Origin of the sequence: Pseudomonas sp. TE3-3-F2023 (assembly GCF_036784815.1) — a bacterium.
GTDB classification, from domain to species: Bacteria; Pseudomonadota; Gammaproteobacteria; order Pseudomonadales; family Pseudomonadaceae; genus Aquipseudomonas; species Aquipseudomonas pudica.
Genome location: NZ_CP145113.1, coordinates 1713645 through 1736833, shown reverse-complemented (window position 1 = coordinate 1736833; position 23189 = coordinate 1713645). Strand labels below are relative to the sequence as shown.

Here is a 23189-nt window from a genome sequence, read left to right as displayed (position 1 = left end):
CTTGCACCGCTTATTTCGAGAAGCACGCATGCAGACATTTTTCATTGCGCCGACCGATTTCGGTGTCGGCCTGACCTCTATCAGTCTGGGCCTGGTGCGCACCCTGGAGCGTGCCGGCCTGAAGGTCGGCTTCTTCAAGCCGATCGCCCAGCCCCACCCGGGTGATACCGGCCCCGAGCGCTCCACCGAGCTGGTCGCCCGCACCCACGGCATCAAGCCCCCTGTGCCGCTGAGCCTGGCCCACGTCGAGCGCATGCTCGGCGATGGCCAGCTTGACGAGTTGCTCGAAGAAATCATCCGCCTCTACCAGCAAGCCTGCATCGGCAACGACGTGGTGGTGGTCGAGGGCATGGTGCCCACGCGCCACGCCAGCTATGCGGCGCGGGTCAACCTGCACCTGGCCAAGAGCCTGGATGCCGAGGTGATACTGGTATCTGCACCGGAAAACGAAGTGCTCAGCGAGTTGTCCGGCCGGGTCGAACTGCAGGCACAGTTGTTCGGCGGCCCGCGCGACCCGAAAGTGCTCGGTGTAATCCTCAACAAGGTGCGCACCGACGAAAGCATGGCGGACTTTTCCACCCGCCTGCGCGAACACTCGCCGCTACTGCGCGGCAACGACTTCCGGCTGCTCGGCTGCATCCCCTACCAGCCCGAACTGAACGCACCGCGCACCCGAGACGTGGCCGACCTGCTCGGTGCCCAGGTGCTCAATGCCGGCGACTATGAACAGCGGCGCATGAGCAAGATCATCATCTGCGCGCGCACCGTGGCCAACACGGTGCCGCTGCTTACCTCGGGTACCCTGGTGGTGACGCCGGGCGACCGCGACGACATCATCCTCGCCGTCAGCCTGGCAGCGATCAACGGCGTACCACTGGCCGGCCTGCTGCTGACCAGTGACGGCAAGCCAGACCCACGCATCCTGGGCTTGTGCCGTGGCGCCCTGCAGGCTGGCCTGCCGATCCTGTCGGTCAGTACCGGCTCGTACGACACCGCCAACCAGCTCAACTCGCTGAACCGAGAAATCCCGGTGGACGACCGCGAGCGCGCCGAATTCATCACTGACTTCGTCGCCAGCCACCTCGACGCCGCCTGGCTGCACCAGCGTTGCGGCACCCCGCGCGAACTGCGCCTGTCGCCGGCAGTGTTCCGCTATCAGCTGATCCAGCGAGCGCAGCAGGCCAACAAGCGCATCGTCCTGCCGGAAGGCGCCGAGCCGCTGCTGGTGCAGGCTGCAGCTATCTGCCAGGCCCGCGGGATTGCCCGCTGCGTGCTTCTGGCCAAGCCCGAGGATGTCGATGCCGTGGCCCGCGCCCAGGGCATCACCTTGCCTCCTGGCCTGGAAATCCTCGACCCCGAGGTGATTCGCCGGCGCTACGTGGAGCCGATGGTCGAACTGCGCAAGAGCAAGAACCTCAATGCACCAATGGCCGAGCAGCAACTGGAAGACCCGGTGGTGATCGGTACCATGATGCTGGCGCTGGACGAAGTGGATGGCCTTGTCTCGGGCCTGGTGCATTCTACCGCCAACACCATCCGCCCGGCCCTGCAGTTGATCAAGACCGCACCGGGCTCGAGCCTGGTGTCGTCGGTTTTCTTCATGCTGTTCCCCGAGCAGGTGCTGGTGTACGGCGACTGCGTGATGAACCCACACCCAAGTGCTGTCGAACTGGCCGAGATCGCCCGGCAGAGTGCCGAATCGGCGCAGGCCTTCGGCATCGCGCCACGGGTGGCGATGATCAGTTACTCAAGCGATTCGGCCAGCGACGAGGAAGTCGAGAAAGTGCTCGAAGCGACTCGCCTGGCACAGGACGCGGCGCAAGACCTGCTGATCGACGGGCCGTTGCAGTATGACGCGGCGGCCAACCCGGCGATCGCACGGGACCTGGCACCGGGCAGCCCGGTAGCCGGGCGGGCGACGGTGTTCGTGTTCCCTGACCTGAACACCGGCAACACGACCCACAAGGCGGTGCAACGCAGCACCGACGGGGTCAGCCTGGGACCGATGCTGCAAGGGTTGCGCAAGCCGGTGAACGACCTGCCGCGCGGGGCTCAGGTTGACGATATCGTGCATACCATTGCCCTGACGGCGATTCAGGCCAGCGTGGCGGGCTAAAAGCTGGGGCTGCTTTGCAGCCCATCGCCGGCAAGCCAGCTCCCACAGGATTTGCATAGCCCTTGAGCCTTGTGCAGTACCTGTGGGAGCTGGCTTGCCGGCGATGGGCCGCAAAGCGGCCCCAGGATTGATGCCTTACTGCTGAACCTGCCCCTGGTCATACTGCTGACCCGGAATCGGCTTCAGGTTCACTTCCACCCGGCGGTTCTGCGCGCGGCCATTGGCGTCGGCGTTGCTGGCGATCGGCTGGTCCGGGCCCATGCCACGTACGGAAATACGCGAGGCATCCACACCCTGCGAGGTCAGATAGGTGCTGACCGCCTGCGCACGGCGCTGGGACAGGTCCATGTTGTGCTGGCGGCTGCCAGTGCTGTCGGTGAAGCCGACCACTTCGATGGTGTTCTGGTTGAACTGCTTGAACGAACCGGCCAGGTTGTTCAGCGGCGAGTAGAAGCTTGGCGCGATGTTGGCCGAGTCGGTGGCGAAGGTGATGTTGCCCGGCATGATCAGCTTGATCTGGTCACCCTGGCGCTGCACTTCAACGCCGGTATTGGCCATCTGCGCGCGCAGCTCGGCTTCCTGCTTGTCAGCGTAGTAGCCATAACCGGCTGCGGCGGCACCCACGGCAGCAGCACCAATCAGTGCACCCTTGCCACGGTTGTTGTGGTCGATGGCGGCACCGGCGATAGCACCGGCCAGCGCGCCCAGGCCGCCGTACTTGGCGGTCTTGCTCATCCCTGTGGAGCCCTGCGCCTGCCCCTGGCTGTCATAAGGGTTCTGGCCGGCACAGCCGGTCATCAAGGCAGCGGCGGTTGCGACGATAATCAGACGACGCATGGTGAACATGGACAAGCTCCTACTGAATTCATGAATGCGGCAGATCATAAACGGATCTATGCCAGCCTTGGATTGCATCGGCAACGAAAAATTCCATGAAAGTGCCTTCATGTGCCATCAGGCACGCACGAAGGGGTTTTCACGCATTTCGTCACCCAAGCGGGTATCCGCCCCGTGGCCGGTCACCACGATTGCCTCCTCGTCCAGCCGGTACAGGCGCTCCTTGATCGAACGGACGATGGCCCGCTGATCGCCACCCCACAAATCGGTACGGCCAATGCCACGGCGGAACAGAGTATCGCCGGCAATCAGCAGCTTGGCATCGGCAAACCAGAAGCTCATCGAGCCCGGCGTGTGGCCTGGCGTATGCAAGGCCACGCCACAACCGCAGGCCAGCTCCTCGTCATCCCCCAGCCAGCGGTCGGGTGCAGGCACAGGGGTGTAGGGCACGCCGAACATCTGGCACTGCATTTCCAGGTTGTCCCACAGCGCCTGGTCATCCTTGTGCAGGTGCAGCGTCGCGCCGGTCAGTTCCTTGAGCTTGCCCGAGGCAAGGAAGTGATCGAAGTGCGCGTGGGTGTGGATGATGCTCACCAGCGTCAGGCCGTGGGCCTGCAGGCGAGCCAGGATCTTGTCCGGGTCACCGCCCGGGTCGACGACGATGGCCTTTTTGGTAAGCGGGTCGCCGATCAGGGTGCAATTGCATTGCAGGGGGCCTACGGGGAAGGTTTCGCGGATGAGCGCAGGCGGGGCTTGGGTCATGGTGTTCTCGATGGCAAAGCTGGAGTTCTGCTGAGAGCCTGACAGGAAATTGGGGTGGGTGCACGAGGTTCATGTCTTGAGATGTGTGGCGCCTGTGAGATCGAGCGCCATACATCCTAAGGCAAGAACAACCTGAACAACCCACCCCCAAGCGCGCCGCCATTGGAGATCTCGATCCGCCCGCGCACCCCGCCGCTTTCATGCAGTGCCGCGATCCGCGCCGCAAAATACAGACCCAGGCCGGTACTGCCGCTGGTCGAGTCGATACCCTGGATGAATTCTTCCTGGCGCTCTAGCATGCGCTGTGGATAACCCGGGCCGTCATCGTTGACGCAGATGGCCAACTGGTTGTCTGCCTCTTCGATGGTGATCAGCAAGGCATGCGCGGCAAAGCGGGTGGCGTTGGTGATCACGTTGGCGATCACCGAGGCCACAAGCTCGCGGTCGAAGAAGCCCAGCGGGTTGTCGGTGTCGATACGCCAGGTCGCAAGGATGTCCTTGTGCTTGAGCACTTCCTCGTGCGCGGCCAGCTGGGCTTCGATGAAATCGTCCAGTTCATGGTAGTCCGGGCACACCGGCAACTGGTTCACGCCCAGTTTGTACAAACCCAGCAACTGCACCAGCATGCCGTTGAGGTGGCGAAATTCATGCTCCATCGCCCCCTGCTCGGCACCACCGCGCAGTTCCTCGGGCAAGCGCTGCATCCACTGGTTGTGGGACTGGATCAGCGCCGACAGGGAATTCTTAAGGTCGTGCACGGTGGAGGCGATCACCGTGGAAAAATCAAGCCCCTGGTTATCTTGATTCATGCGCCGAACACTCGGATGTGCAGTTTGCGGTAGCGGTCGTAGCGGTTGTCGCTGGCAGGTATGCCGGCCACGCTGGTCAGGGCGTCGCGACACTCCTGCATGATGGCGGGCTGAGGGCTGTCTCCGCCGATGCGCAGCAGCGCCTGGGCAGTGTTGAGGGCAATGCTGATGTTCTTCGGCTGCAAACCCAGCGCCTTGCGGAACAGCTGCAACGCCTCGCCGAGCTGCCCCCCCTGGTAACTGCGCACACCCTGGCGATTGAGGGTGACCGCTTCGGTAATGGCGTTGAGCACGCTGGGATCGTCCGTCAGCTTGCCGACCCTCTCCATGACCTTGGGGTCGTCGCCATAACTTTCCACACAGCTCCTCAGTACACCGATGGCAGCGGCTTCCTGCCCCATGGCCTGCAACTGCGCGGCAACGGTCAGGGCCGAATCGACCGAGAAGAACTGGTTCATCTTGTCCAGGCGCTGGATCGCCTGTTCGGTCAGCTTGGCAGCCGTTTCAGGGTCGCCGGCCTGCTGCAGGCTGGCGGCCTTCATCATGCGGGCACGCACCTGCAGGCCCTGGTCCTCGGGGTTTTCCTTGGCCACTTCGCTCAGCGTGCTGTTGATCTCGACCCGGGTGCGCGCATCCAGGCCAAAGCCGGCATTCCTGCTCATCAGCGCCTGCACCAGCCCCAGGTTGTTCTCAGGGTCCTTGTAGCGTGAGCTCTGGCCCTGGTTCACCGCATGGCGGAACGCCTTCGAGGCACTTTCGAAATCTTCGTTTTCCAACGCCAGCTTGCCCAGCGTCGACTGCCGGCGCACCGATAGCGGCGACAGGCGCACGGCCTCTTCAAGCATGTTCTGCGCACGCCTGGTTTCGCCTTGGGCCACCAGCACCTCGGCCATGCCATCGTACAGGCCTGGCATGATCGGAAAGGCCTTTAGCGCCTGCTCGTACACGCCCTGGGCCTGGGCGTTCTGGCCACGTTTGTGCATCAGGCTGCCCAACGCCGAGTACACCCACGGCTGCGGGCGGCTGGCCAGGATGGCCTTGAGGAACTTCTCCAGCTCCTCGAAACGGTTGAGGTTGCGCAAGGCATCGGCCCGATAACGCAGGCACAGCGGGGCCAGGCGCGGGTCGCGCTTGCACAACTCGGCACAGGCCGCCAGCACTTCGGCCGGGCGATTGCGGTCCAAAGCCTGCAGTATCGGCTTGAGCAGGGTCTTGCGCTGGTAAAGCTTCTCCACGCGCTGGGCCAGGCCAACCCGGTTGAATGGTTTGGTCAGGTAGGCATCAGGCTCGTGCTCGATGGCGCTGAGGACAATGGCCTGGCTGCTCTCGGCCGTGACCATGATGAATATGCACTCATGGCTGATGTGCTTGTCGAGGATCAGGTCTTCGAGCACCTGCTGGCCGTTCTTCTTGCCGTCGCCCAGGTGGAAGTCCTGCAGGATGACGTCATAACGCTTTTGCGCGCACATGCGCAGCGCCTGCTCGCCGCTGTCGGCGGTGTCCACGTCACGTACGCCCAGCTCGCGCAGCATGGAACGGGTCGACGTGCGAAAGTCGGTAAAGTCGTCGACGATCAGAAAGCTCTTTTGCCCGTACTGCAGCATCAACACGACCTGCCTTGGAATAATTGAAAAATCGCGCGAGGCGATGCCACCGATAGCTGTATCGGCAGTTGGTCGGGAAAGATGAGGGTAGAGCGTTGGCGGCCACGAACCAAAGCCTTGTGCCACCACTTTAGCGAGCAAGGCCCTGGAGGGCCAGGATCACGCCAACAGCCCCAGGGACTTGGCCTTGGCCACCGCCTGGGTACGCCGCTCCACCCCCAGCTTGCTGTTGATATGGCTGGCGTGGGTTTTCACCGTGTGCAGGGAAATGAACAGCCGCTCGCTGATCTGCTGGTTGGAACAACCCTGGGCAATCAGCTCGAGCACGGCCAGCTCGCGGCTACTCAGGGCTTCGCCGCTGCCGGTGCTGGTGCTTGGCATCTGCGGCAGGCGTTTGAGCAGCTCGGCCTGCACCGGGCAAGCGGCAACAGCCCGCAGCTGTTCGAGAAGCCACTGCGGGTGCTGCTCCAGCAGAGGCTGGAACGGTTGCAGCACGCCGCCCTGGGCTGCCTCCAGCAACCGTGGCAACAACTGGGCGGCCTGCCCTTCCCGGCCTTCGCCCAGCAACAAGCCAAGCCACTGGCACAGGGCACTGACGCTGAGCATCATGCCGCCACTGGCCTGGCCGTGCTCGACCAGGCTGGCCAGGCGTTGCGCCGCGTCGCCGCTACGCGCCTGGATACGCTCGAGCGATGCCTGCTGCAAGGCGATGTGCAACGGCAGCAACGGGTGGAACTCCGGGGCCGCCGCCGGTTGCTCGCCACCGTAGGTCTGGCCCAGGCGCAGCAACCAGGACTCGGCCAGGTCGATGCGCCCCTGTGCCAGCCACAATTCGCATTTGACCAGCGTGATCATGGCCAGGTAGTAGACCGGCGGCACATCCCAGATGTGCATCAGCCGCTCGGCCTCGGCCAGTTCGGCAAAAGCCTCGGCAAAGTGCCCTTCGCGGCCATCGAGCGTAGCGATCACGCAGTGGCCGATGAGCACGCTGATATCGCGGCAGGCCCGCGCCTCGCCCAATCCCGCACGCAACCGGGCACGGCCCTGGGACGGCTGCAGACGCGATACCAGCAGGTACCCTTCGTAAAGCGTCAGGCGGGCGCGCACGGCATACAGCCGCTGTGCCGACAGCCCTTGCAGGCGCTGAAGCCCCTCGCGCACTTCGTCCAGCGCGCGCAACACCTCGCCACGGGCATGCAGCACCCGCGCCCGGTCGTAATGGGCCAGGGCCTCGAACAATGGGTTGCCAACGCGCTGGGCCAGCTCCAGGGCCTCGCGGTTCCAGCCACGGGCCCGCCAGAAGTCGCCATCGGCAATCGCCAGGTTGGACAGCGTCGACAGGCACACCAGGCGTTGGCCATAACGCTTGCTCGGCAGGCTCTGCAGCGCTTCGCCGCAATAGGCCAGGGTGCGCTCGCGGTCGCCACGGCCACGGGCGATCACACCACTGAGCGCCAGCCACTGGGCCAGCATGGACTTTTGCGCGGTCGCCGAAGGCGCGGGCAGGAAGCGGCTGAGATACCCCGCCAGCTCCTCGGCCGCGTCCAGCTGGCACGCCAGGCCCAACGCCCAGCTGTACAACACGATCAACCGCGGCGTGCTTATCAACAGGCTGTCGGGCAGGTCCATCTTCCAGCGCAGCAGCATGCCGACGTTCTGTTCGGCCAGCAGTTGCTCCTCGGACAGGCTCTGCACCAGGTCGGCCGCGACATCGAGGTGACCGGCCCGCAGCGCCTGCTCCACCGCTTCGTCCAGCAGGCCCTGGCTTTCGAACCAGCGGCAGGCACGCAACTGCAGGCTGGCCAGCGGCTCGCTGGCCTGGCGGCTGCGCAGCAGGTCGGAGAACAGGTGGTGATAGCGGAACCAGTGGCCATGCTCGTCCAGCGGCACCAGAAACACCTGGTGCGCCTGCAGGAAGCGCAGGATCGAGGCACTGTCGTGGCGGCCGCGCACGGCATCGCACAACGGAGCGCAGAAACGCTCCTGGCAGGCCGTTTCGTACAGGAAGGCCTGCACGTCGGCGGGCAGCATGTCGATGACTTCTTCCAGCAGATAGTCGCGGATCAGGCCCTCACCACCATGCAAGGCCTGGGGCAAGGCCTGGTCGTCAGCGGACTCGCTGGCAGCCAGTTGCCAGAAACGCAACCCGGCCACCCAACCGTCGCTGCGCTGGATCAGGTTGTCCAGGGCCTGGCCGCGCAGGCCGGTGGGTTGACGGCCGATCACCGCCAGCGATTCTTCGGCGGTCAGGCGCAAGTCCTGTTCGTTGAGCTCGACCAGTTGCCGCGACAGGCGCAGGCGCGCCAGGTGCCAGTCCGGGCGCTGGCGGCTGGTGACCAGCAGTACCAGGCCGGGGGGCAGGTGGTTGAGGAAGAACTGCAGGCAACGATCGAGCACTGGCCCCTGGGCCAGATGATAGTCGTCCAGCACCAGCAACAAGGGAGTATCGGCTTGCAGGTACAACGCCAGCTCGTCGAGCAGGCCGTCGAGCCATTCCTCGAAGGCGAACGGCTGGTGGCGCTGGCGCATTTTCAGCAGGCCCATGGCCTGGCCACCCAGTGCCGGGCAATATTGTTGCAGGCCTTCGAGCAAGCGTTCGAGAAAGCGGCCAGGGTCGGCATCCCGTTGGCTCAGGCCCAGCCACAGGCTACGCCAGTGCTCGGGCAGCGCTTCGCAAAATTCAATGGCCAGGGAGCTTTTGCCGAAACCCGCCGGGGCATTGACCAGCAACAGCCGCCCGCCGAGGCCGGCTTGCAGCCGCTGACACAGGCGCAGGCGCGGTACATGGCCGTCCGGCAAGGGCGGCCGGAAGAAACGCCCGTCCAGCAGGCCCAGGGCCTGGCTGGTGAATCCATGCGTACGGGACAGATCTGTCATGGCCGGCTCGTTCTGGTTGGAAGACTACGGCGGTATGGATGCTTGCGAGACTAGCGGGTAACGCTGCCCATTTGAAGATGATGGGCTCAATTCCCCTGGAAAAGACTGCGACAAAAAGCAACACGTCTGATGGACAGGGGCTGGGGCGGGGGTTTGGGGAGGTATTCAGCAGGTTTATTGCCTGTACCGGCCTCTTCGCGGGTGAACCCGGCCCCACAGGGATTGCACGTTTCAAGTGCAGTGCAGTACCTGTGGGAGCGGGTTCACCCGCGAAGGGGCCGGTACAGGAAAATGAAACGCCCCGGGCAAGCCGGGGCGCTCCGAGGTTGCGCGATACTTAGCGAATACCCGACTGGCGCAGTGCCGCAGGCTGGAAGTCCGCCTTGCTGGCGCTGAAGCCGAAGTCGTAGGCGCGCTTCTCTTCGTTCTTCATGCCCAGGGCCAGGTAACGGCCAGACTGCAGGTCATAGATGGCCTCCAGGGTGTACCACGGCACTTCCACGTTGTAGTACGGCTGGGCATGTGCCTCGGACACGCGCCACAGTTGGCCACGGCCGTCGTACTGGTCAATCACCGCAGCCTGCCAGGTGTCCTCGTCGATGTAGAAGTCACGCTTGGCATAGATGTGCCGCTGGCCCGGCTTGAGGGTGGCGACCACGTGCCATACACGGCGCAACTCGTAACGGGCCAGGTCCTGATTGATGTGCCCGGCCTTGATGATGTCGGTGTACTTGAGCTTGGGGTCGTCGAGCTTGAAGGCGTTGGACGCGATGTACATCTCCTTCTTGCCTTCCAGCTTCCAGTCATAGCGGTCTGGCGCACCGTTGAACATGTCCAGGTTGTCGGAGGTGCGCAAACCGTCGGCGGCGGTACCCGGGCCGTCGTACGACACTTGTGGTGCCTGGCGTACGCGGCGCTGACCGGCGTTGTAGATCCACGCCTTGCGCGGTTCCTTCACCTGGTCGAGGGTTTCGTGTACCAGCAGCACGGTACCGGCCAGGCGCGCAGGCGCGGTCACTTCCTGCTTGAAGTAGAACAGGATGTTGCCCGGGTTGCTCGGATCGTAATCCTTCATTCTTTCGCGGAAGACGAACTGGTCGGAGAAGTACACCGGGTTGAAAGAGCCGTTCTGCTGCGGCGTTGCCTGGGTCACCAGACGGCTGACGCTACCGCCCCGGTAGCGGGTGATGTGGTTCCAGATCACCTCCAGGCCGCTTTTCGGGATCGGGAACGGTACAGCCGTGCGGAAGTTGTTCAGACCGTTGCCGCCTTCGACCAGGGTGGTTTTGGTAGCGTTTTCCTTGATGGCAGCGAACACATCGGCCGGCACCGTGGAACCGCGATGGGTCTTGAATACCGGGATCTTGAAGGTATCCGGATAGCGCTTGAGCATGGCCAGCTGGCCCGGCGAGAGCTTGTCCTTGTACTGGTCGGCGTTCTGCGCGGTGATGGTGAACAGCGGCTTGTCACTGCCGTACGGGTCGGACAGGAAGCCCTTGCCGTCGACGCTGCCCGCGCTCTTGGACAGCGGTTCCCACGGCCCGATGGAGCCATCGGCGTTGCCAGCCTTTTCGGCGCCCATCGGGGTCAGGGTACTGCCCAGCTTGGCCGCCTCGTCGGCGGATACTGCAGCCATGACGCTGGTCGCCAGCAGGGACAGGCCCAGCACACCGGCTTGCAGCAGACTTCTGGTCTTGTTCATGTCGTGTCGTCCTGGATCTGAATGCTTAGAAGTTCACGCCGAAGCTGAGCGCGACGAAGTCGCGGTCATCCACGGTGGTGTACTCGCCATCGAAGAAGTTGGTGTACGACAGGCTTGCCGTGTAGGTGTTCTGGTACTCGGCGTCCAGGCCCAGGCTGACAGCCTTGCGGCCCTCCTCGAAGTTGGCGCCAGGGCCAGGCGAATAGCCGGAAACATCATGCGACCAGGCCACGCTTGGCTTCAGGTTGACCCCGGCAAAGACGTCGTTGTAGTCCCAGATGACTCGGGCGCGGTAACCCCAGGACGTGCTGGTGGTAAAGCCATCGTTCTCGCAGTTGCGGCTCAGGTTGGCGGTGGAGGCACCAGCACCAGCGCCTGCGATGGTGCTGGCATTCAGGGCCTGACAGGTGTTTGCCCCACCGGTGGATGGCAGCGGGCCTGGACCGAACACCGGGTCGCGACCGTAGCGAGTATCGTGGGCACTCTCCAGGCCGCCCACATGGGTGACACCCAGCTCGCCCACCACGGTCATGCGGCTGGCGCCCATTACCTGGTCGAAGAAATGCGTGAGGGTGGTCTGGAACTGAGTGATCTCCTTGCGGCGATACCCGTGCAAGTCCTGCCCCGGCGTACCGGTCAGTAGCGAAGCGTTGCTCAAGGCGCCGCCAATGGGGCGGACCCCGGCGAACAGGATATCCGTGGTATTCAGTTGCACCGGTGCGTTGGGGCGGTAGCTGAGTTCGCCGCTCCAGGCGGTCCCGGTGGGCAACGTGGTAGAGAAGCTCAAGCCATAGAGGCGGATGTCCTCGGGGTATTCGACGAAGTATTCGGAGTTACCTGCCACGATCAGCGGTGCCAATGCGCGCAGCTGTGCAGGCAGGGCGCTCAGCCCGGCGAACACTGAAGGCGCGGCCCCGGTGGCACTGAAGATTGGCGCACGGCTGTGGTAGTTCATGAAGTAGGCGCCAAACTCGGTGTCCAGCGGCTCGAACATGTAGCGCATTGCCACGCCAAACTGGCCGCTGTCACGCGCATCGCGGTCGGCGCCGCGGCGCACCATCACCCCTTCTTCGTTGATGTTCACGCCACGGGTGGCAAGGAATTGCTGCGCCGCCCCCGGCACTGTGCGACTGCTGTTGAGCACGCGCAGGTTGTCGGTACAGCCGTCGGCAATGATGTCCGGCTGGGAGAAGAAGGTGCCGCAGTTGTCGACGACCGTCTGGTCCCATTCGATCTGATAGAAGGCCTCGGCCGACAGGTTGTCGGTCAGGCTTTGCGAGATGTAGAACATGTTGACCGGGATCAGGCCTTCCTTGATCTCGGCCCCCGGGCGGCGAAACGCCGACACGTCGATAGGGTTGATCGAGTTGATGCCGCCACCGATGAAGGTACTTTCACCCCAGCTCACCACCTGCTTGCCCAGGCGCACCGAGCCTGGCTGATCGCCGATGGAGTAGTTGTGGTAGACGAAAGCGTCGAGCAGCTCGGCACCGGACGATTTGGCGCCTTCCTTGCGGTTGGAGTCGCTGATGTCCTTGAACTCGCGGCCTTCGTCCTTCAGTTCGAAGTCGTACCAGTACTTGCCGCGGACAAACACGCCGGTGTCGCCGTACTTGAGCTCCAGGTCATGGATGCCCTTGAAGATCTTGGAGAAGGTTTCGCCCTTCTTGAAGTTCAGGTGGCCATCGTCGGATGTCTGCGACAGGCCCTTGCCGCCGTTGTTCACCCCGATCAGGTTCTTGTTGGGGTTGGCCGTCGACCAGCTGGCGCCGATGGAGAGCGACGAGTCGAACTGGCCTTCGATTTCACCAATGTTGAAACTGACAGCGAAAGCAGGACTTGCGAGCGTGGAAGCAAGGCTGACGGCCAGGGGCAACTTGGCCCGGCGCCAGAACAGGTTTGCAGATTTCATCGACGCTACTCCATGTACTTTTTTTGTTATGGCAGTGAGTCCTTTCAAGAACGGCCCGAGCGACCGGTTTGCAGGCTTGCGCCTGTGGCGACACGGCTTGCGCATGTCGCCTCCCCCATTCCTGAAAATCCCCTGGCCCCGACTATAGCCAGCAAGGCACAGGCGCTTGATCCCTCTAAAGTGTGATTTGCGCTCCGTGCGGCCAACTCGCTGCCATGTTGTCCCGGCTGCGTGCTGGCAGTGCTAAAGGATGGCGTATTTCTGCCGTTTGGCAAGGTTCCACCCCTCTAGCATGCGGGTCGCGTGCTGCGATACGCGACCCGCATGGCGGTTACAGCGTGGAGAGGAACGCGCTGTTGCTGGCCTGCCACTGGACGATGTCCTGGCGGATGCGTTTCTTGTCGAGCTTGCCGACACTGGTCTTGGGAATTTCAGTAACAACGGCGATCTGGCTTGGAATCGCCCACTTGTTGATGTGCCCTTGCTCGACAAAGGGCTTGAGGTGCTCCTTCAGCGCCTTGGCGTCAATGACCTGGTCTTCGCGCACCACCAGCAGGGCAAACGGGCGTTCACCCCACTGCGGGTCGGCCACCCCCACCACTGCCACTTCGCGCACAGCCGGGTGGCGGCTGATCAGGTCTTCGAGGTCGAGCGAGGAAATCCACTCGCCACCAGTCTTGATCACATCCTTGATGCGGTCGCGGATGTCGATGTAGCCCATGCCATCAAGCGTGGCGACATCACCGGTGTGCAACCAGCCGCCCTGCCACAGCTCCTCGCTCTTCTGCGCCTCCTTGAAGTAGCCCATGGTCAGCCACGGCGCCCGTAGCACCAGCTCGCCCTGGGTTTCACCATCGGCGGGCAGGAAGTTGCCGTCGCCGTCGACGATGGCTGCCTCGACCAGCGGCACCGGCACGCCGGCCTTGATGCGGTAGGTGACGCGCTCATCCTCGCTGCCGGCCTGCAGCTCATCGTTCAGGTGGGCGGCGGAAATCAGCGGGCAGGTCTCGGACATGCCATACGCGGCGGTCAGCTGTATGCCGCGTGCCAGGGCGGCCTGGTACAACGAGCGGTTGAGTGCGCTGCCGCCGATAATGATCTTCCAGCCGCCGAAGTCCTGGCCTTGAGAGTTTGGGCAGTTGAGCAGCATCTGCAGGATGGTCGGCACGCAATGGGAGAAGGTGACTTTCTCTTCGCGCCACAGCTTGATCAGCATGTCCGGCTCATAGCGCCCCGGATACACCTGTTTCATGCCGAGCATGGTGGCTGCGTAGGGAATGCCCCAGGCGTGCACGTGGAACATCGGCGTGATGGGCATGTACACATCGTTGCTGCCCAGCAGGCGCACGCTGTCGATGCTACCGGTCACCGAAGCTTCAGCCAGGGTATGCAGCACCAGCTGCCGGTGGGTGAAGTACACCCCCTTGGGGTTGCCGGTGGTGCCGGTGGTGTAGAAGGTAGTGGCCACCGAGTTCTCGTCGAAGTCCGGGAAGTCGTAGTGCGGGCTGGCAGCGGCCAGCAGTTGCTCGTACTCACCCACCAGGTTGGGCAGCTCGGCTGTCTTGTCTGGGCCGTCAGTCAGCAGAAGGGTCTTGTCGACGGTAGTCAGTTGCCCCGCGATGGCCTGGTACAGGCCGACGAAGTCGCTGTTGACCAGCACCACGCGGTCTTCGGCGTGGTTCATGGTGTACAGAATCTGCTCGGGCGACAGGCGTACGTTGATGGTGTGCACCACCGCGCCGATCATCGGGATGGCGAACATGCACTCCAGGTAGCGGTGGCTGTCCCAATCCATCACCGCCACGGTGTCACCGGCCTTTACTCCGGCTTCGGTCAGCACGTTGGCCAAGCGCGCGATGCGCTCGTTCAGTTGTGGGTAGGTCAGCCGCAACTGGTCGCGGTAGACGATTTCGCGGGTCTTTTCATAGCGGCTGCCAGACATCAGCAGGCGCTTGATGAGCAGGGGGTAGGCGTAGGCGCCCTCGGCGGGCTTGATGATGCGGGTCTGCAACATGGGTATCCCTTTTCTGAAAAGCGGGCCGGACAAGTCTGGGAACTACTGTAGTTCGCCAATGTGACGGCTAAATCAGCCGAAGGAATGATTTGCATGATGAGGGTATGAGTGGCGGGCGTTGACGGGCAGCAAGGTTGAGCTAGACACTGCGGCGGCAGCTTCAGGTCATGTGGTGAAGCTGAGGGCCTGTTCGCGGGTAAACCCGCTCCCACAGGTACTGCATCAGCCTTCTCAATGGTGCAATACCCGCAAATGGCCACGACACCGAAATCCCGCCCAGCCTCGGAGAACTTCATGCCCAGCCCGCGTCGCGCCGTGTTTCTCGATCACCAGTCCCTGGACCTGGGCGATCTCGACCTCTCACCCCTGAAGCAGCAGTTCGACGAGTTCGAATTGTTCGCCGCCACCCGCCCGGAGCAGGTCGCCGAACGCCTGCAGGGCGCGGTGGCGGTAGTCAGCAACAAGGTCATGCTCGACGCCGCGACCCTGGCAGCCAACCCGCAACTGAAGCTGATCCTGGTGGCCGCCACCGGCACCAACAATGTCGACCTGGCGGCCGCGCGCGCCCAAGGCATCACCGTGTGCAACTGCCAAGGCTACGGCACACCGTCCGTCGCCCAGCACACCCTCGCCCTGCTGCTGGCCCTGGCCACCCGCCTGTGCGATTACAACCAGGCGGTAGCCGACGGCCAGTGGGCGAAGGCCAGCCAGTTCTGCCTGCTGGACTTCCCCATCGTCGAACTGGAGGGCAAGACCCTTGGCCTGCTCGGCCACGGCGAACTGGGCGGTGCGGTGGCGAGGTTGGCCGAAGCCTTCGGCATGCGCGTGCTCAGCGGGCAGATCCCCGGTCGTCCGGAACGCGCCGACCGCTTGCCACTGGACGAGTTGCTGCCGCAAGTCGACGCCCTGACCCTGCACTGCCCGCTGAACGAGCACACCCGACACATGCTCGGGGCCCGCGAACTGGCCCTGCTCAAGCCCAACGCGCTGGTGGTCAACACCGCCCGTGGCGGCCTGATCGACGAACAAGCGCTGGCCGACGCCCTGCGCAATGGCCACCTGGGTGGCGCTGCCACCGACGTGCTGAGCGTGGAGCCGCCGGTCAATGGCAACCCGCTGCTCGAACCCGGCATCCCGCGCCTGATCATCACCCCGCACAGCGCCTGGGGCGCGGTGGAATCGCGCCAGCGCATCGTCGGCCAGCTCAGCGAGAATGCCCAGGCCTTCTTCGCCGGTCAGCCACGCCGCGTGGTCAGCTGAGCGCGGCGCCCAGCTCTGATAAACTGCGCCACTTTTTCCAGGAGGCGTCGTCCATGGACCCGCGCAGTGAAGTGTTGCTCCGCCAGGCAGAGCTGTTCCAGGGCCCGCTGCTGCTCGCCGGCGCCCCCGCCGACGGCCTGCTCGGCCAGTTGCCCCAGGCCCGGGGCTGGACCTGGCATGCGGGCGATCATGCCATGCTCGAAAGCAGCTTCGCCGGGCGCAGCCACTATGGGGTCGAGCCACCGGAAGTGGCTTTCGACAACGCCGTGCTGTTCCTGCCCAAGTCCCGCGAACTGGCTGCCTACCTGCTCAACGCCCTGGCCTCGCGCCTGGCTGGCCGCGAGCTGTACCTGGTCGGCGAGAAACGCGGTGGCATCGAGGGCGCGGCCAAGCAGCTGCAGGCCTTTGGCAAGCCACGCAAGCTCGACAGCGCCCGCCATTGCCAGCTGTGGCAGGTGACCATCGAGCGCGCGCCAGAAGCCAAGCCCCTGGAAAGCCTGGCCGAACGCTTCGAACTCAGCCTGGAAGACGGCCCACTGCAAGTGGTCAGCCTGCCCGGCGTGTTCAGCCATGGCCGCCTCGATCGCGGTACCGCCCTGCTGCTCAAGCACCTCGACGGCCTGCCGAGCGGGCATGTGCTGGACTTCGGCTGCGGTGCCGGGGTGCTGGGCGCCACAGTCAAACGCCGTTATCCACAAAGCCGTGTAACCCTGCTGGACGTGGATGCCTTCGCCGTGGCCGCCAGCCGCCTGACCTTGGCCGCCAATGGTCTGGAAGGCGAGGTGATCAGCGGCGACGGCATCGACGCGGCGCCGACCGAGCTGAGCCTGATCCTGAGCAACCCGCCGTTCCACACCGGGGTACACACCAACTACCAGGCATCGGAAAACTTGCTGAAAAAATCAGCCGTTCATCTGCGAAAAGGTGGCGAAATGCGCCTGGTTGCCAACAGCTTCCTGCGCTACCAGCCACTGATCGAAGGGGCACTGGGCAACTGCCAGATACGCGACGAGGCGGACGGTTTCCGCATCTACCGGGCAACACACGGATAAAAACAGCGCTTGCCGAAAGCGTTTTGCCTAGGCAGAATCCGCACCGTCCTAGGGGAGTAGTCTCCCGCGAGCGCCCAGCTCGCCCGGTACGCGTCAACATACTTGGTCCACAGACCATGGCGCGTGCGACCCACCATGCCAGCCTGCATGGCGAGATCCGCATAGACGGATCCAGGGTTTGACAAGACCTATGACACGCACACCTTACCCGGGGCGGGGAGGCTGTACGTGTCATAGCCGTGTCGACCCGCCCCCGTAGGAATCCTGATGCTGGAATCTCTGCTGGTCCCCACCGCCATCGTTGCGCTCGCCGAAATCGGCGACAAGACGCAACTGCTCGCGCTCATACTCGCCGCCCGCTTCCGCAAGCCCTGGCCGATCATCGCCGGCATCATCGCCGCCACTCTGGCAAACCATGCCGCGGCTGGGGCCGTGGGCGCGTGGGTCGGCAGCTTCTTCAGCGACTCGGCACTGCACTGGATCCTGGCTGCAAGCTTCACCGCTACTGCCCTGTGGACCCTGGTTCCGGACAAGATGGATGACGACGAGAACCCGGCGCGCCGCTTCGGGCCGTTCCTGACCACGCTGATCGCGTTCTTCCTGGCTGAAATCGGTGACAAGACCCAGGTCGCCACGGTGATGCTGGCAGCACAGTATCCGCACCTGGTCATGGTCATTATCGGTACCACCCTGGGCATGCTGATTGCCAACGTGCCGGTGGTACTGGCGGGTAACTTCGCAGCGGACAAACTGCCGCTGACGCTGATCCGTCGCCTGGCGGCCACGGCGTTCTTCGTGCTGGCGATCGTGGCCGTGTACACGGCGATGAAAGCCAGTGGCTGGGTGGGCTAACCCGAAAGGCGACAGGCTGACGCCGAACCTGTAGGGGCAGCCTCGCGCTGCGAAGAGGCCGGTACAGGCACCAGGAAATGTGGTGCTCTTACTGGCCCTTTCGCAGCACAAGGCCGCTCCTACAAGGGGTAAGCATCTGGAAGTCGAGGCTTACTTCTTGGCCGCCTGATACAGCGGCATCACCTTCGGAATGGCCGCCTGCAACGAAGCAATGCGGCTCTGGGACGCCGGGTGAGTGCTCATGAACTCAGGCGGGGCGCCTTCGGAAGCCTGGCTCATCTTGTTCCACAAGGTGATCGCGGCATTCGGGTCGTAACCGGCACGCGCCGAGAGCTCCAGGCCGATCAGGTCGGCTTCGTTCTCGTTGGCCCGGCTGTTGGGCAGGGTCATGGCATAGTTCACCACGGTATCGGCCATGGCCATGCTACCCTGGCCGAGGCCAAAGAGGGCGCCGGCGCCCTGGCGCGCCATTTCCACACCGTACGCCTTGGACATCGCCTCGCGGCTGTGCTCACGCAGAGCGTGGGCGATCTCGTGACCCACCACCGCAGCAATTTCCGCATCGTTGAGCTTGAGCTGATCGATCAGCCCGGTGTAGACGATGATCTTGCCGCCCGGGCCGCAGTTGGCGTTGAGCTCGTCGCTCTTGATCACGTTCACTTCCCAGTTCCATTGCGCGGCATCCGGGCGGAACTTGGGGGTCTGGGCGATCAGGCGGTTGGCAATTACCTGCACACGCTTGGCAACAGCGCTGGACTTGTCGAGCACGCCTTTGCTCGATGCTTCACCCAGGGTCTGCTGGTACGACTGGGCGTACATCTGGTTGACCTCATCGGTCGAGAGCATGCTGAACATGTACTGCTGGCGCTCGACGCCGACAGCACCGCCACTGGTGGTATTCACCGCCTGGCAGCCGGCTAGCAGGATGCCAGCACTCAACAGGCTGACGACAAAAGACTTACGCATGAAAACACTCCCTTTTTACATGCGCCGTATCGTAGGCCGAGTCGCTTGGGGCCGCTATAGCCGCAGGGAAGATTTTCGTCGCCTGTGCCGGCCCCTTCGCGGGTGAACCCGTTCCTACAGGGACAATGCGATCGTTGCAGGAGTGGCTTCACCGGCGAAGAGGCCGGCACAGGCATACATCAGGCCGGGGTCAGGCACTCCGGCGCATCCAGCTTCGGGTCATTGACAAAATGCGCCAGGGCCCGCTCGCGCAAGGTCGCCGGCGGGCTGGCCAGCAACTCATGCAGGCGGGCCAGCGGCGTGCCCGGGTCAAGCCAGGCCGCCTGCCCCGCATCGTCCATTATCAGTGGCCGACGCTGACTCATCGCCGCCTGGGTCACTACCGCACAACTCAGCCAAACCTGGTCCTGCACCGGGTAAGCCTCCCACACAGCCGCGAAATACAGAGACGCGCCCTCCCCTGGGGTCAGCCAGTAGGGGCGCTTGCGCACGCTACCGCGCCATTCGTAGAAGCCGTTGGCTGGCATCAGGCAGCGGCGCTGGCGAAACGCGTCGCGAAACATCGGCTGCTCGGCCAGGGTTTCGGCGCGTGCATGGGCGGGGGTACGGGACAGGTCGGTGAGCCAGGCCGGAGTCAACCCCCAGCGCGCCCTGGCCAGTTGCAGCTGGCCGTCGAGCTGGCGCTGGATCAGCACCGAAGCCCCGGGCGAAATGTTCCATTGGGCTGGCTGGCCAACGGGAAAGCCCGGCAGACCGGCAAGAGCCTGGGGCCATCGAAACAGGGCGTAACGTCCACACATGGGCGAATTCAAAACCTAGCAGATCAAGGTACCGGGGAAACTCTCCGGTTCGTCGCCAACCAATGGCTGGGCACCATTGTACGCATCGATCAGCTGCCGTGCGTACTCGGCCTGCTCATCTGCCACGGCCAGCCCCAGCAAACCCTGCATCGGCAGTTCACCGGCAGCACCCACCAGGTCACGGCCAACCAGGTGCGCCTCGATCCCTTCGCTGGCGAGCATCCCCGCCAGCATTTCAGCCTCGAGCAGGCTTTCCGGTTCGTAGATGCGCTGCATCAGTCATTCTCACCGAATACATCCAGCATCCACTCCTCGCCATGAACTTGCAGCACGAAGCGGATAGGCTTGCAGCACACCTGACAGTCCTCGATGTACTCCTGATCGCCACCGGACAGGTCCACCGTGGTTTCGACTTCTTCGCCACAATAAGGGCAATCGTAGATAGCAGTTTCCAGCATCGCGGCCTCCGGGGTGACTTATGCGTATAATTGCCGGTCTGTTTACAGGGCCTGTGTGTGTCCGAGCCGTTTTTCGGATCCCGTCCCTACCTTATTACCCTAGCCGTTTCCAACAAGAGAGCATGATGGGCGAATTCGATGCCATCCGACCATACGACGACGCTGAGGTCCCTGCCGTTCTGGCACGCCTGCTCAGCGACCCGGCATTCCTCGATATCCTCACCCACTTCCGCTTCCCGCGTGCGGCCGGTGCTCTCGGCTGGTTGCTCAAACCGCTGATCGCCCGCCGCCTGCGCAAGGAATTCGCCGGCGTCACCTGTGTCTCGACCTTGCAGGACAAAGTCGAGTACTACGTCGACCAGACCATCGACCGCGCCACCGACGGCGTCACCTACTCGGGCGTGGAGCAGCTCAAGGCCGGCACCGCCTACCTGTTCCTGGCCAACCACCGTGACATCGTCATGGACCCGGCCTTCGTCAACTACGCCGTATACCACGCCGGCCTGCCCACGCCACGCATCGCCATTGGTGACAACCTGCTGCAAAAGCCGTTTGTCAGCGACATGATGCGCCTGAACAAGAGCTTCATCGTGCACCGCTCGATCAGTGGGCGCCGCGAGAAGCTGGCGGCCTACCAGTTGCTCTCGGCCTACATCAACCACTCGATCCGCAACGACGCCACGTCGATCTGGATCGCCCAGGCCGAAGGCCGGGCCAAGGACGGTGACGACCGCACCGATTCGGCAATCCTCAAGATGTTCCACATGAGCCGCAAGGACGAGCCGTTCGGCGCGGTGATCCAGAGCCTGAACCTGACCCCGGTGTCGATCAGCTATGAATACGACCCGTGCGACCAGGCCAAGGCCCGCGAGCTGTACATCCGAGCCACCACCGGCACCTACAAGAAGGCGCCGGGCGAGGACGACAACAGCATCGCCAAGGGCATTACCGGCTACAAGGGCCGGGTGCACATCAACTTCGCCCCGCCGGTGACCGAGTACCACGAGGACACCAAGCAGCTGGCAGCGGAAATCGACCGGCAGATCCTCGGTGGCTACCGTCTGTTCCCGGTGCACTACCTGGCCTATGCGATGTGGGATGGCAAGGATGAGGCGCTGCAGGTACCCAGCGCCGAGAAGGTGTTCCCGGCTGATGAGCTGGCCCGGGCCAGAGAGGAATGGCAACGCCGCCTGGATGCCTGCCCGGAGGAGCAGCGACCGTACCTGGTGCTGCAGTATGCGACGCCGGTGCGTAACCAGTACCAGGTCAGGCAGCAGGCACCGGTTGCCTGATCGATCCCAGGGCTGCTTTGCAGCCCTGAAATCTCAAATCCAGGTACTGAACCAGGACAACAGCAACGCCATCGCCAGGCACGAAAAACCGAGAATGTAGAAATAGCGCGGCACCCGAAGGTCGAACGCGTCCACTACCCCCTCGTCCATTGCCATGTATTCGCGGGTCTCGGCCTCGCGCCGCCGCGCACTGTGCAGCAGCAACCCGCCCGGGCAAGTCAGCAGCAGCGCCAGCAGATTGATCAGCTTGATCGGGTGGGTGGCCAGGAACCCCCAGAGTACTTGCAAGGACATCACGCAACCTCGGTGTGAGCGACGGCAAAGGCCGACATTTTACCCAAGTCGTTCCCTGGCGCCCGGGCCAGGCGACAAAGTGTCATCAAGTTTCATCTGGCATGGCATGAGGATTGGCCGGCCTCTTCGCGGGCACAGACAACAAAAAACCCGCTGCCCGGAACACAGGCAGCGGGTCTAGTTTTACCTGATGAAGGCTTACTGTCCCAGCACCTGACCGATGGTCGGGTCCTTGAACATGCGGGTCAGGGCATCGCTCAGCACATCGCCCACCAGCTGGGTGTTGGTTTCCTGGTTCGGCGCCATGCCGAAACGCTGGTCCAGCGAAGCGCCATAACGACCACTGTAGCGGCGGCCGCCATTGGACACGTCGGCACGGAAGGTGGCGCCGATGGTAGCCTCGGTCACGTACAGGTTGTCTTTCGGCGACTGGTACTTCAGCTCGGCCAGGGTCACGGTCAGCTGCGGTGCGTTGTAGGCGTTCGGCGTCGGGGTGAAGCCGAGCAGGCGCACGGCGGCTTCGGCCTGGGCCTGCAGCTTGGGCACGATGTCGTTACCGCTGACGCTGATGGTGCTGGTCTCGGGGTACATGCCACCACGAGTGCCCAGGGACTGCGAGGCCCGGCCGTCAACCACCCGGACCACGACCGGCTGGCCATGGCCGACCGGGGCAAGCTGGGCCTTGAGCGTGGGTTGCGGGTTGAGTTGTTGCGGGCTGTGGGCACAACCGACCAGGCTGAGGCTGGCCACGGCGATCAAACCGAACAACAGACGTTGCAACATGCGCGTTACTCCAGAAAAAGCGGCGAAGGCCCACAGTATACCCAGCCACGCATCGGCCAGTCATCGGTCCGGCCCGCTTGTCACAATCGTTTCATCACCACGCCCTTATCCTTGCGCCAAGCCCTAACGCAAAGGACTCGTCGACATGGCCTCGCTCTGGACCCTGCTCTTCCAACGCCCGCGCCACAATGCCTATGCCCGCCTTGACGCCAACGGCAAATGCCTGGCCTTCAAGCAATGCAGCCAGGCGCCCAGCGACAGCGGCTGGGTCCAGGTCGGCGAAATCCAGCTTGCCTGGCTGGGCCGTGAGCTGCCCGCCGGCGCCCGGATTTGCGCCCGCGCAAGCCGCCGCTGGCGCCAGCGCACCCTCGCGGCCTGACAAACGCTGCAATAAAAACCACGAATGGCGACATTTCTGCCCGCGACATCGCTATAATCTCCCCCCGATTATAAGGACGTCTCCTGATCGGGCCCCGCACTCGCCGATTGACCCCGGCAACTTCAACGCTTCGCCCACAGAGAGCCTTCCACTCAGGTCTTGCATCGGCTGTCGTGCCTGCTTTTCCGGCCCTTCACACTGCATGAACCTGCGGGTTGCCATCGCGCAGTCCCCTTTTGAGGTTCACGTCTCCAAAAGAGCGTGAAAAAACGGTTTTCACAACTTCACAAGAGTGTGGCGAGCAAATGAACAGTCTGGCATGTGCAAAAGCGGCAGATGTGTCCCGAACAGCCCTGAACAGGCGGCAAATGCGCTCATCCCGTATGAGTGTCTGAGCCGTTCCATAACGCACGCACGACA

Annotated in this window: 20 protein-coding genes and 1 riboswitch; of the genes, 6 read left to right on the top strand and 14 right to left on the bottom strand. The window is 63.5% G+C overall.

Translation table 11 applies throughout. The features are described from left to right. The first annotated feature begins 28 nt into the window (after positions 1–28). A complete protein-coding gene (gene pta / locus V3314_RS07865; RefSeq protein ID WP_046616043.1) occupies positions 29–2116 on the top strand; it encodes a phosphate acetyltransferase in 2088 nt (695 codons plus the stop codon). Between the two features lie 135 nt (positions 2117–2251). Here pta and V3314_RS07860 read toward each other — a convergent pair whose 3' ends face one another. From V3314_RS07860 to V3314_RS07825, 8 genes are all read right to left on the bottom strand, one after another. Continuing rightward, positions 2252–2962 carry an OmpA family protein gene (locus V3314_RS07860; RefSeq protein WP_046616042.1) on the bottom strand — a complete coding sequence of 237 codons (711 nt, stop codon included), beginning with the start codon at positions 2960–2962 and terminating at the stop codon, positions 2252–2254. 108 nt (positions 2963–3070) lie between these two features. Further along, the gene (locus V3314_RS07855) at positions 3071–3715 is read right to left on the bottom strand and encodes an MBL fold metallo-hydrolase (RefSeq protein ID WP_196182860.1); all 645 of its coding nucleotides are present in this window, start codon (positions 3713–3715) and stop codon (positions 3071–3073) included. Positions 3716–3831: 116 nt separating this feature from the next. Then, the gene (locus V3314_RS07850; protein WP_046616040.1) at positions 3832–4524 is read right to left on the bottom strand and encodes a HAMP domain-containing sensor histidine kinase; all 693 of its coding nucleotides are present in this window, start codon (positions 4522–4524) and stop codon (positions 3832–3834) included. After that, a complete protein-coding gene (locus tag V3314_RS07845) occupies positions 4521–6128 on the bottom strand; it encodes a response regulator (RefSeq protein WP_025337710.1) in 1608 nt (535 codons plus the stop codon). The genes V3314_RS07850 and V3314_RS07845 overlap by 4 nt, the downstream gene beginning before the upstream one ends. A gap of 159 nt (positions 6129–6287) precedes the next feature. Beyond that, the gene (locus tag V3314_RS07840) at positions 6288–9005 is read right to left on the bottom strand and encodes a LuxR C-terminal-related transcriptional regulator (RefSeq protein ID WP_338460113.1); all 2718 of its coding nucleotides are present in this window, start codon (positions 9003–9005) and stop codon (positions 6288–6290) included. Positions 9006–9342: 337 nt separating this feature from the next. Then, positions 9343–10707 (bottom strand): DUF1329 domain-containing protein, encoded by a 1365-nt coding sequence (locus tag V3314_RS07835; protein ID WP_338460112.1) that lies wholly within the window; start codon positions 10705–10707, stop codon positions 9343–9345. 25 nt (positions 10708–10732) lie between these two features. Then, positions 10733–12619, bottom strand: a complete 1887-nt coding sequence (locus tag V3314_RS07830; protein WP_046616036.1) for a DUF1302 domain-containing protein — start codon at positions 12617–12619, stop codon at positions 10733–10735. A gap of 331 nt (positions 12620–12950) precedes the next feature. Next, positions 12951–14633: a fatty acid--CoA ligase gene (locus V3314_RS07825; RefSeq protein WP_135002845.1), complete on the bottom strand. Its 1683-nt coding sequence runs from the start codon at positions 14631–14633 to the stop codon at positions 12951–12953. 294 nt (positions 14634–14927) lie between these two features. On the opposite strand from V3314_RS07825, the gene V3314_RS07820 reads away from it, so the two are divergent. From V3314_RS07820 to V3314_RS07810, 3 genes are all read left to right on the top strand, one after another. Beyond that, a complete protein-coding gene (locus V3314_RS07820) occupies positions 14928–15893 on the top strand; it encodes a 2-hydroxyacid dehydrogenase (protein ID WP_046616034.1) in 966 nt (321 codons plus the stop codon). Positions 15894–15946: 53 nt separating this feature from the next. Continuing rightward, positions 15947–16945: a class I SAM-dependent methyltransferase gene (locus V3314_RS07815; protein ID WP_046616033.1), complete on the top strand. Its 999-nt coding sequence runs from the start codon at positions 15947–15949 to the stop codon at positions 16943–16945. Positions 16946–16984: 39 nt separating this feature from the next. After that, positions 16985–17124: riboswitch (yybP-ykoY riboswitch) on the top strand. Positions 17125–17212: 88 nt separating this feature from the next. Beyond that, entirely contained in the window at positions 17213–17797 is a 585-nt protein-coding gene (locus tag V3314_RS07810; protein ID WP_153670671.1) for a TMEM165/GDT1 family protein, read from the top strand. Positions 17798–17947: 150 nt separating this feature from the next. Here the strand turns inward: V3314_RS07810 and V3314_RS07805 are convergent, their stop codons facing one another. The 4 genes from V3314_RS07805 to V3314_RS07790 all read right to left on the bottom strand — a co-directional run bounded on the left by V3314_RS07805 (position 17948) and on the right by V3314_RS07790 (position 20021). After that, positions 17948–18763, bottom strand: coding sequence for a M48 family metallopeptidase (locus V3314_RS07805; RefSeq protein ID WP_046616031.1), 816 nt, complete (start codon positions 18761–18763; stop codon positions 17948–17950). A 179-nt stretch (positions 18764–18942) separates the two neighbouring features. Beyond that, entirely contained in the window at positions 18943–19563 is a 621-nt protein-coding gene (locus V3314_RS07800; RefSeq protein WP_085601919.1) for an SOS response-associated peptidase, read from the bottom strand. 15 nt (positions 19564–19578) lie between these two features. Then, entirely contained in the window at positions 19579–19839 is a 261-nt protein-coding gene (locus V3314_RS07795) for a DUF2007 domain-containing protein (protein WP_046616029.1), read from the bottom strand. Next, positions 19839–20021: a CPXCG motif-containing cysteine-rich protein gene (locus V3314_RS07790; protein WP_012270508.1), complete on the bottom strand. Its 183-nt coding sequence runs from the start codon at positions 20019–20021 to the stop codon at positions 19839–19841. The genes V3314_RS07795 and V3314_RS07790 overlap by 1 nt, the downstream gene beginning before the upstream one ends. Positions 20022–20143: 122 nt before the next feature. Here V3314_RS07790 and V3314_RS07785 point away from each other — a divergent pair, with 122 nt between their 5' ends. Further along, on the top strand, positions 20144–21313 hold the full coding sequence (locus V3314_RS07785; protein WP_338460111.1) for a 1-acyl-sn-glycerol-3-phosphate acyltransferase: 1170 nt from the start codon (positions 20144–20146) through the stop codon (positions 21311–21313). 33 nt (positions 21314–21346) lie between these two features. On the opposite strand, the gene V3314_RS07780 is transcribed toward V3314_RS07785, so the two are convergent. Both V3314_RS07780 and V3314_RS07775 read right to left on the bottom strand, forming a co-directional pair. Further along, on the bottom strand, positions 21347–21607 hold the full coding sequence (locus tag V3314_RS07780) for a hypothetical protein (protein ID WP_338460110.1): 261 nt from the start codon (positions 21605–21607) through the stop codon (positions 21347–21349). A gap of 198 nt (positions 21608–21805) precedes the next feature. Beyond that, on the bottom strand, positions 21806–22390 hold the full coding sequence (locus tag V3314_RS07775; RefSeq protein ID WP_013970929.1) for a YajG family lipoprotein: 585 nt from the start codon (positions 22388–22390) through the stop codon (positions 21806–21808). A gap of 145 nt (positions 22391–22535) precedes the next feature. Between V3314_RS07775 and V3314_RS07770 the strand changes: the two genes are divergently transcribed. Next, entirely contained in the window at positions 22536–22769 is a 234-nt protein-coding gene (locus tag V3314_RS07770) for a hypothetical protein (protein ID WP_338460109.1), read from the top strand. Positions 22770–23189: the final 420 nt, after the last annotated feature.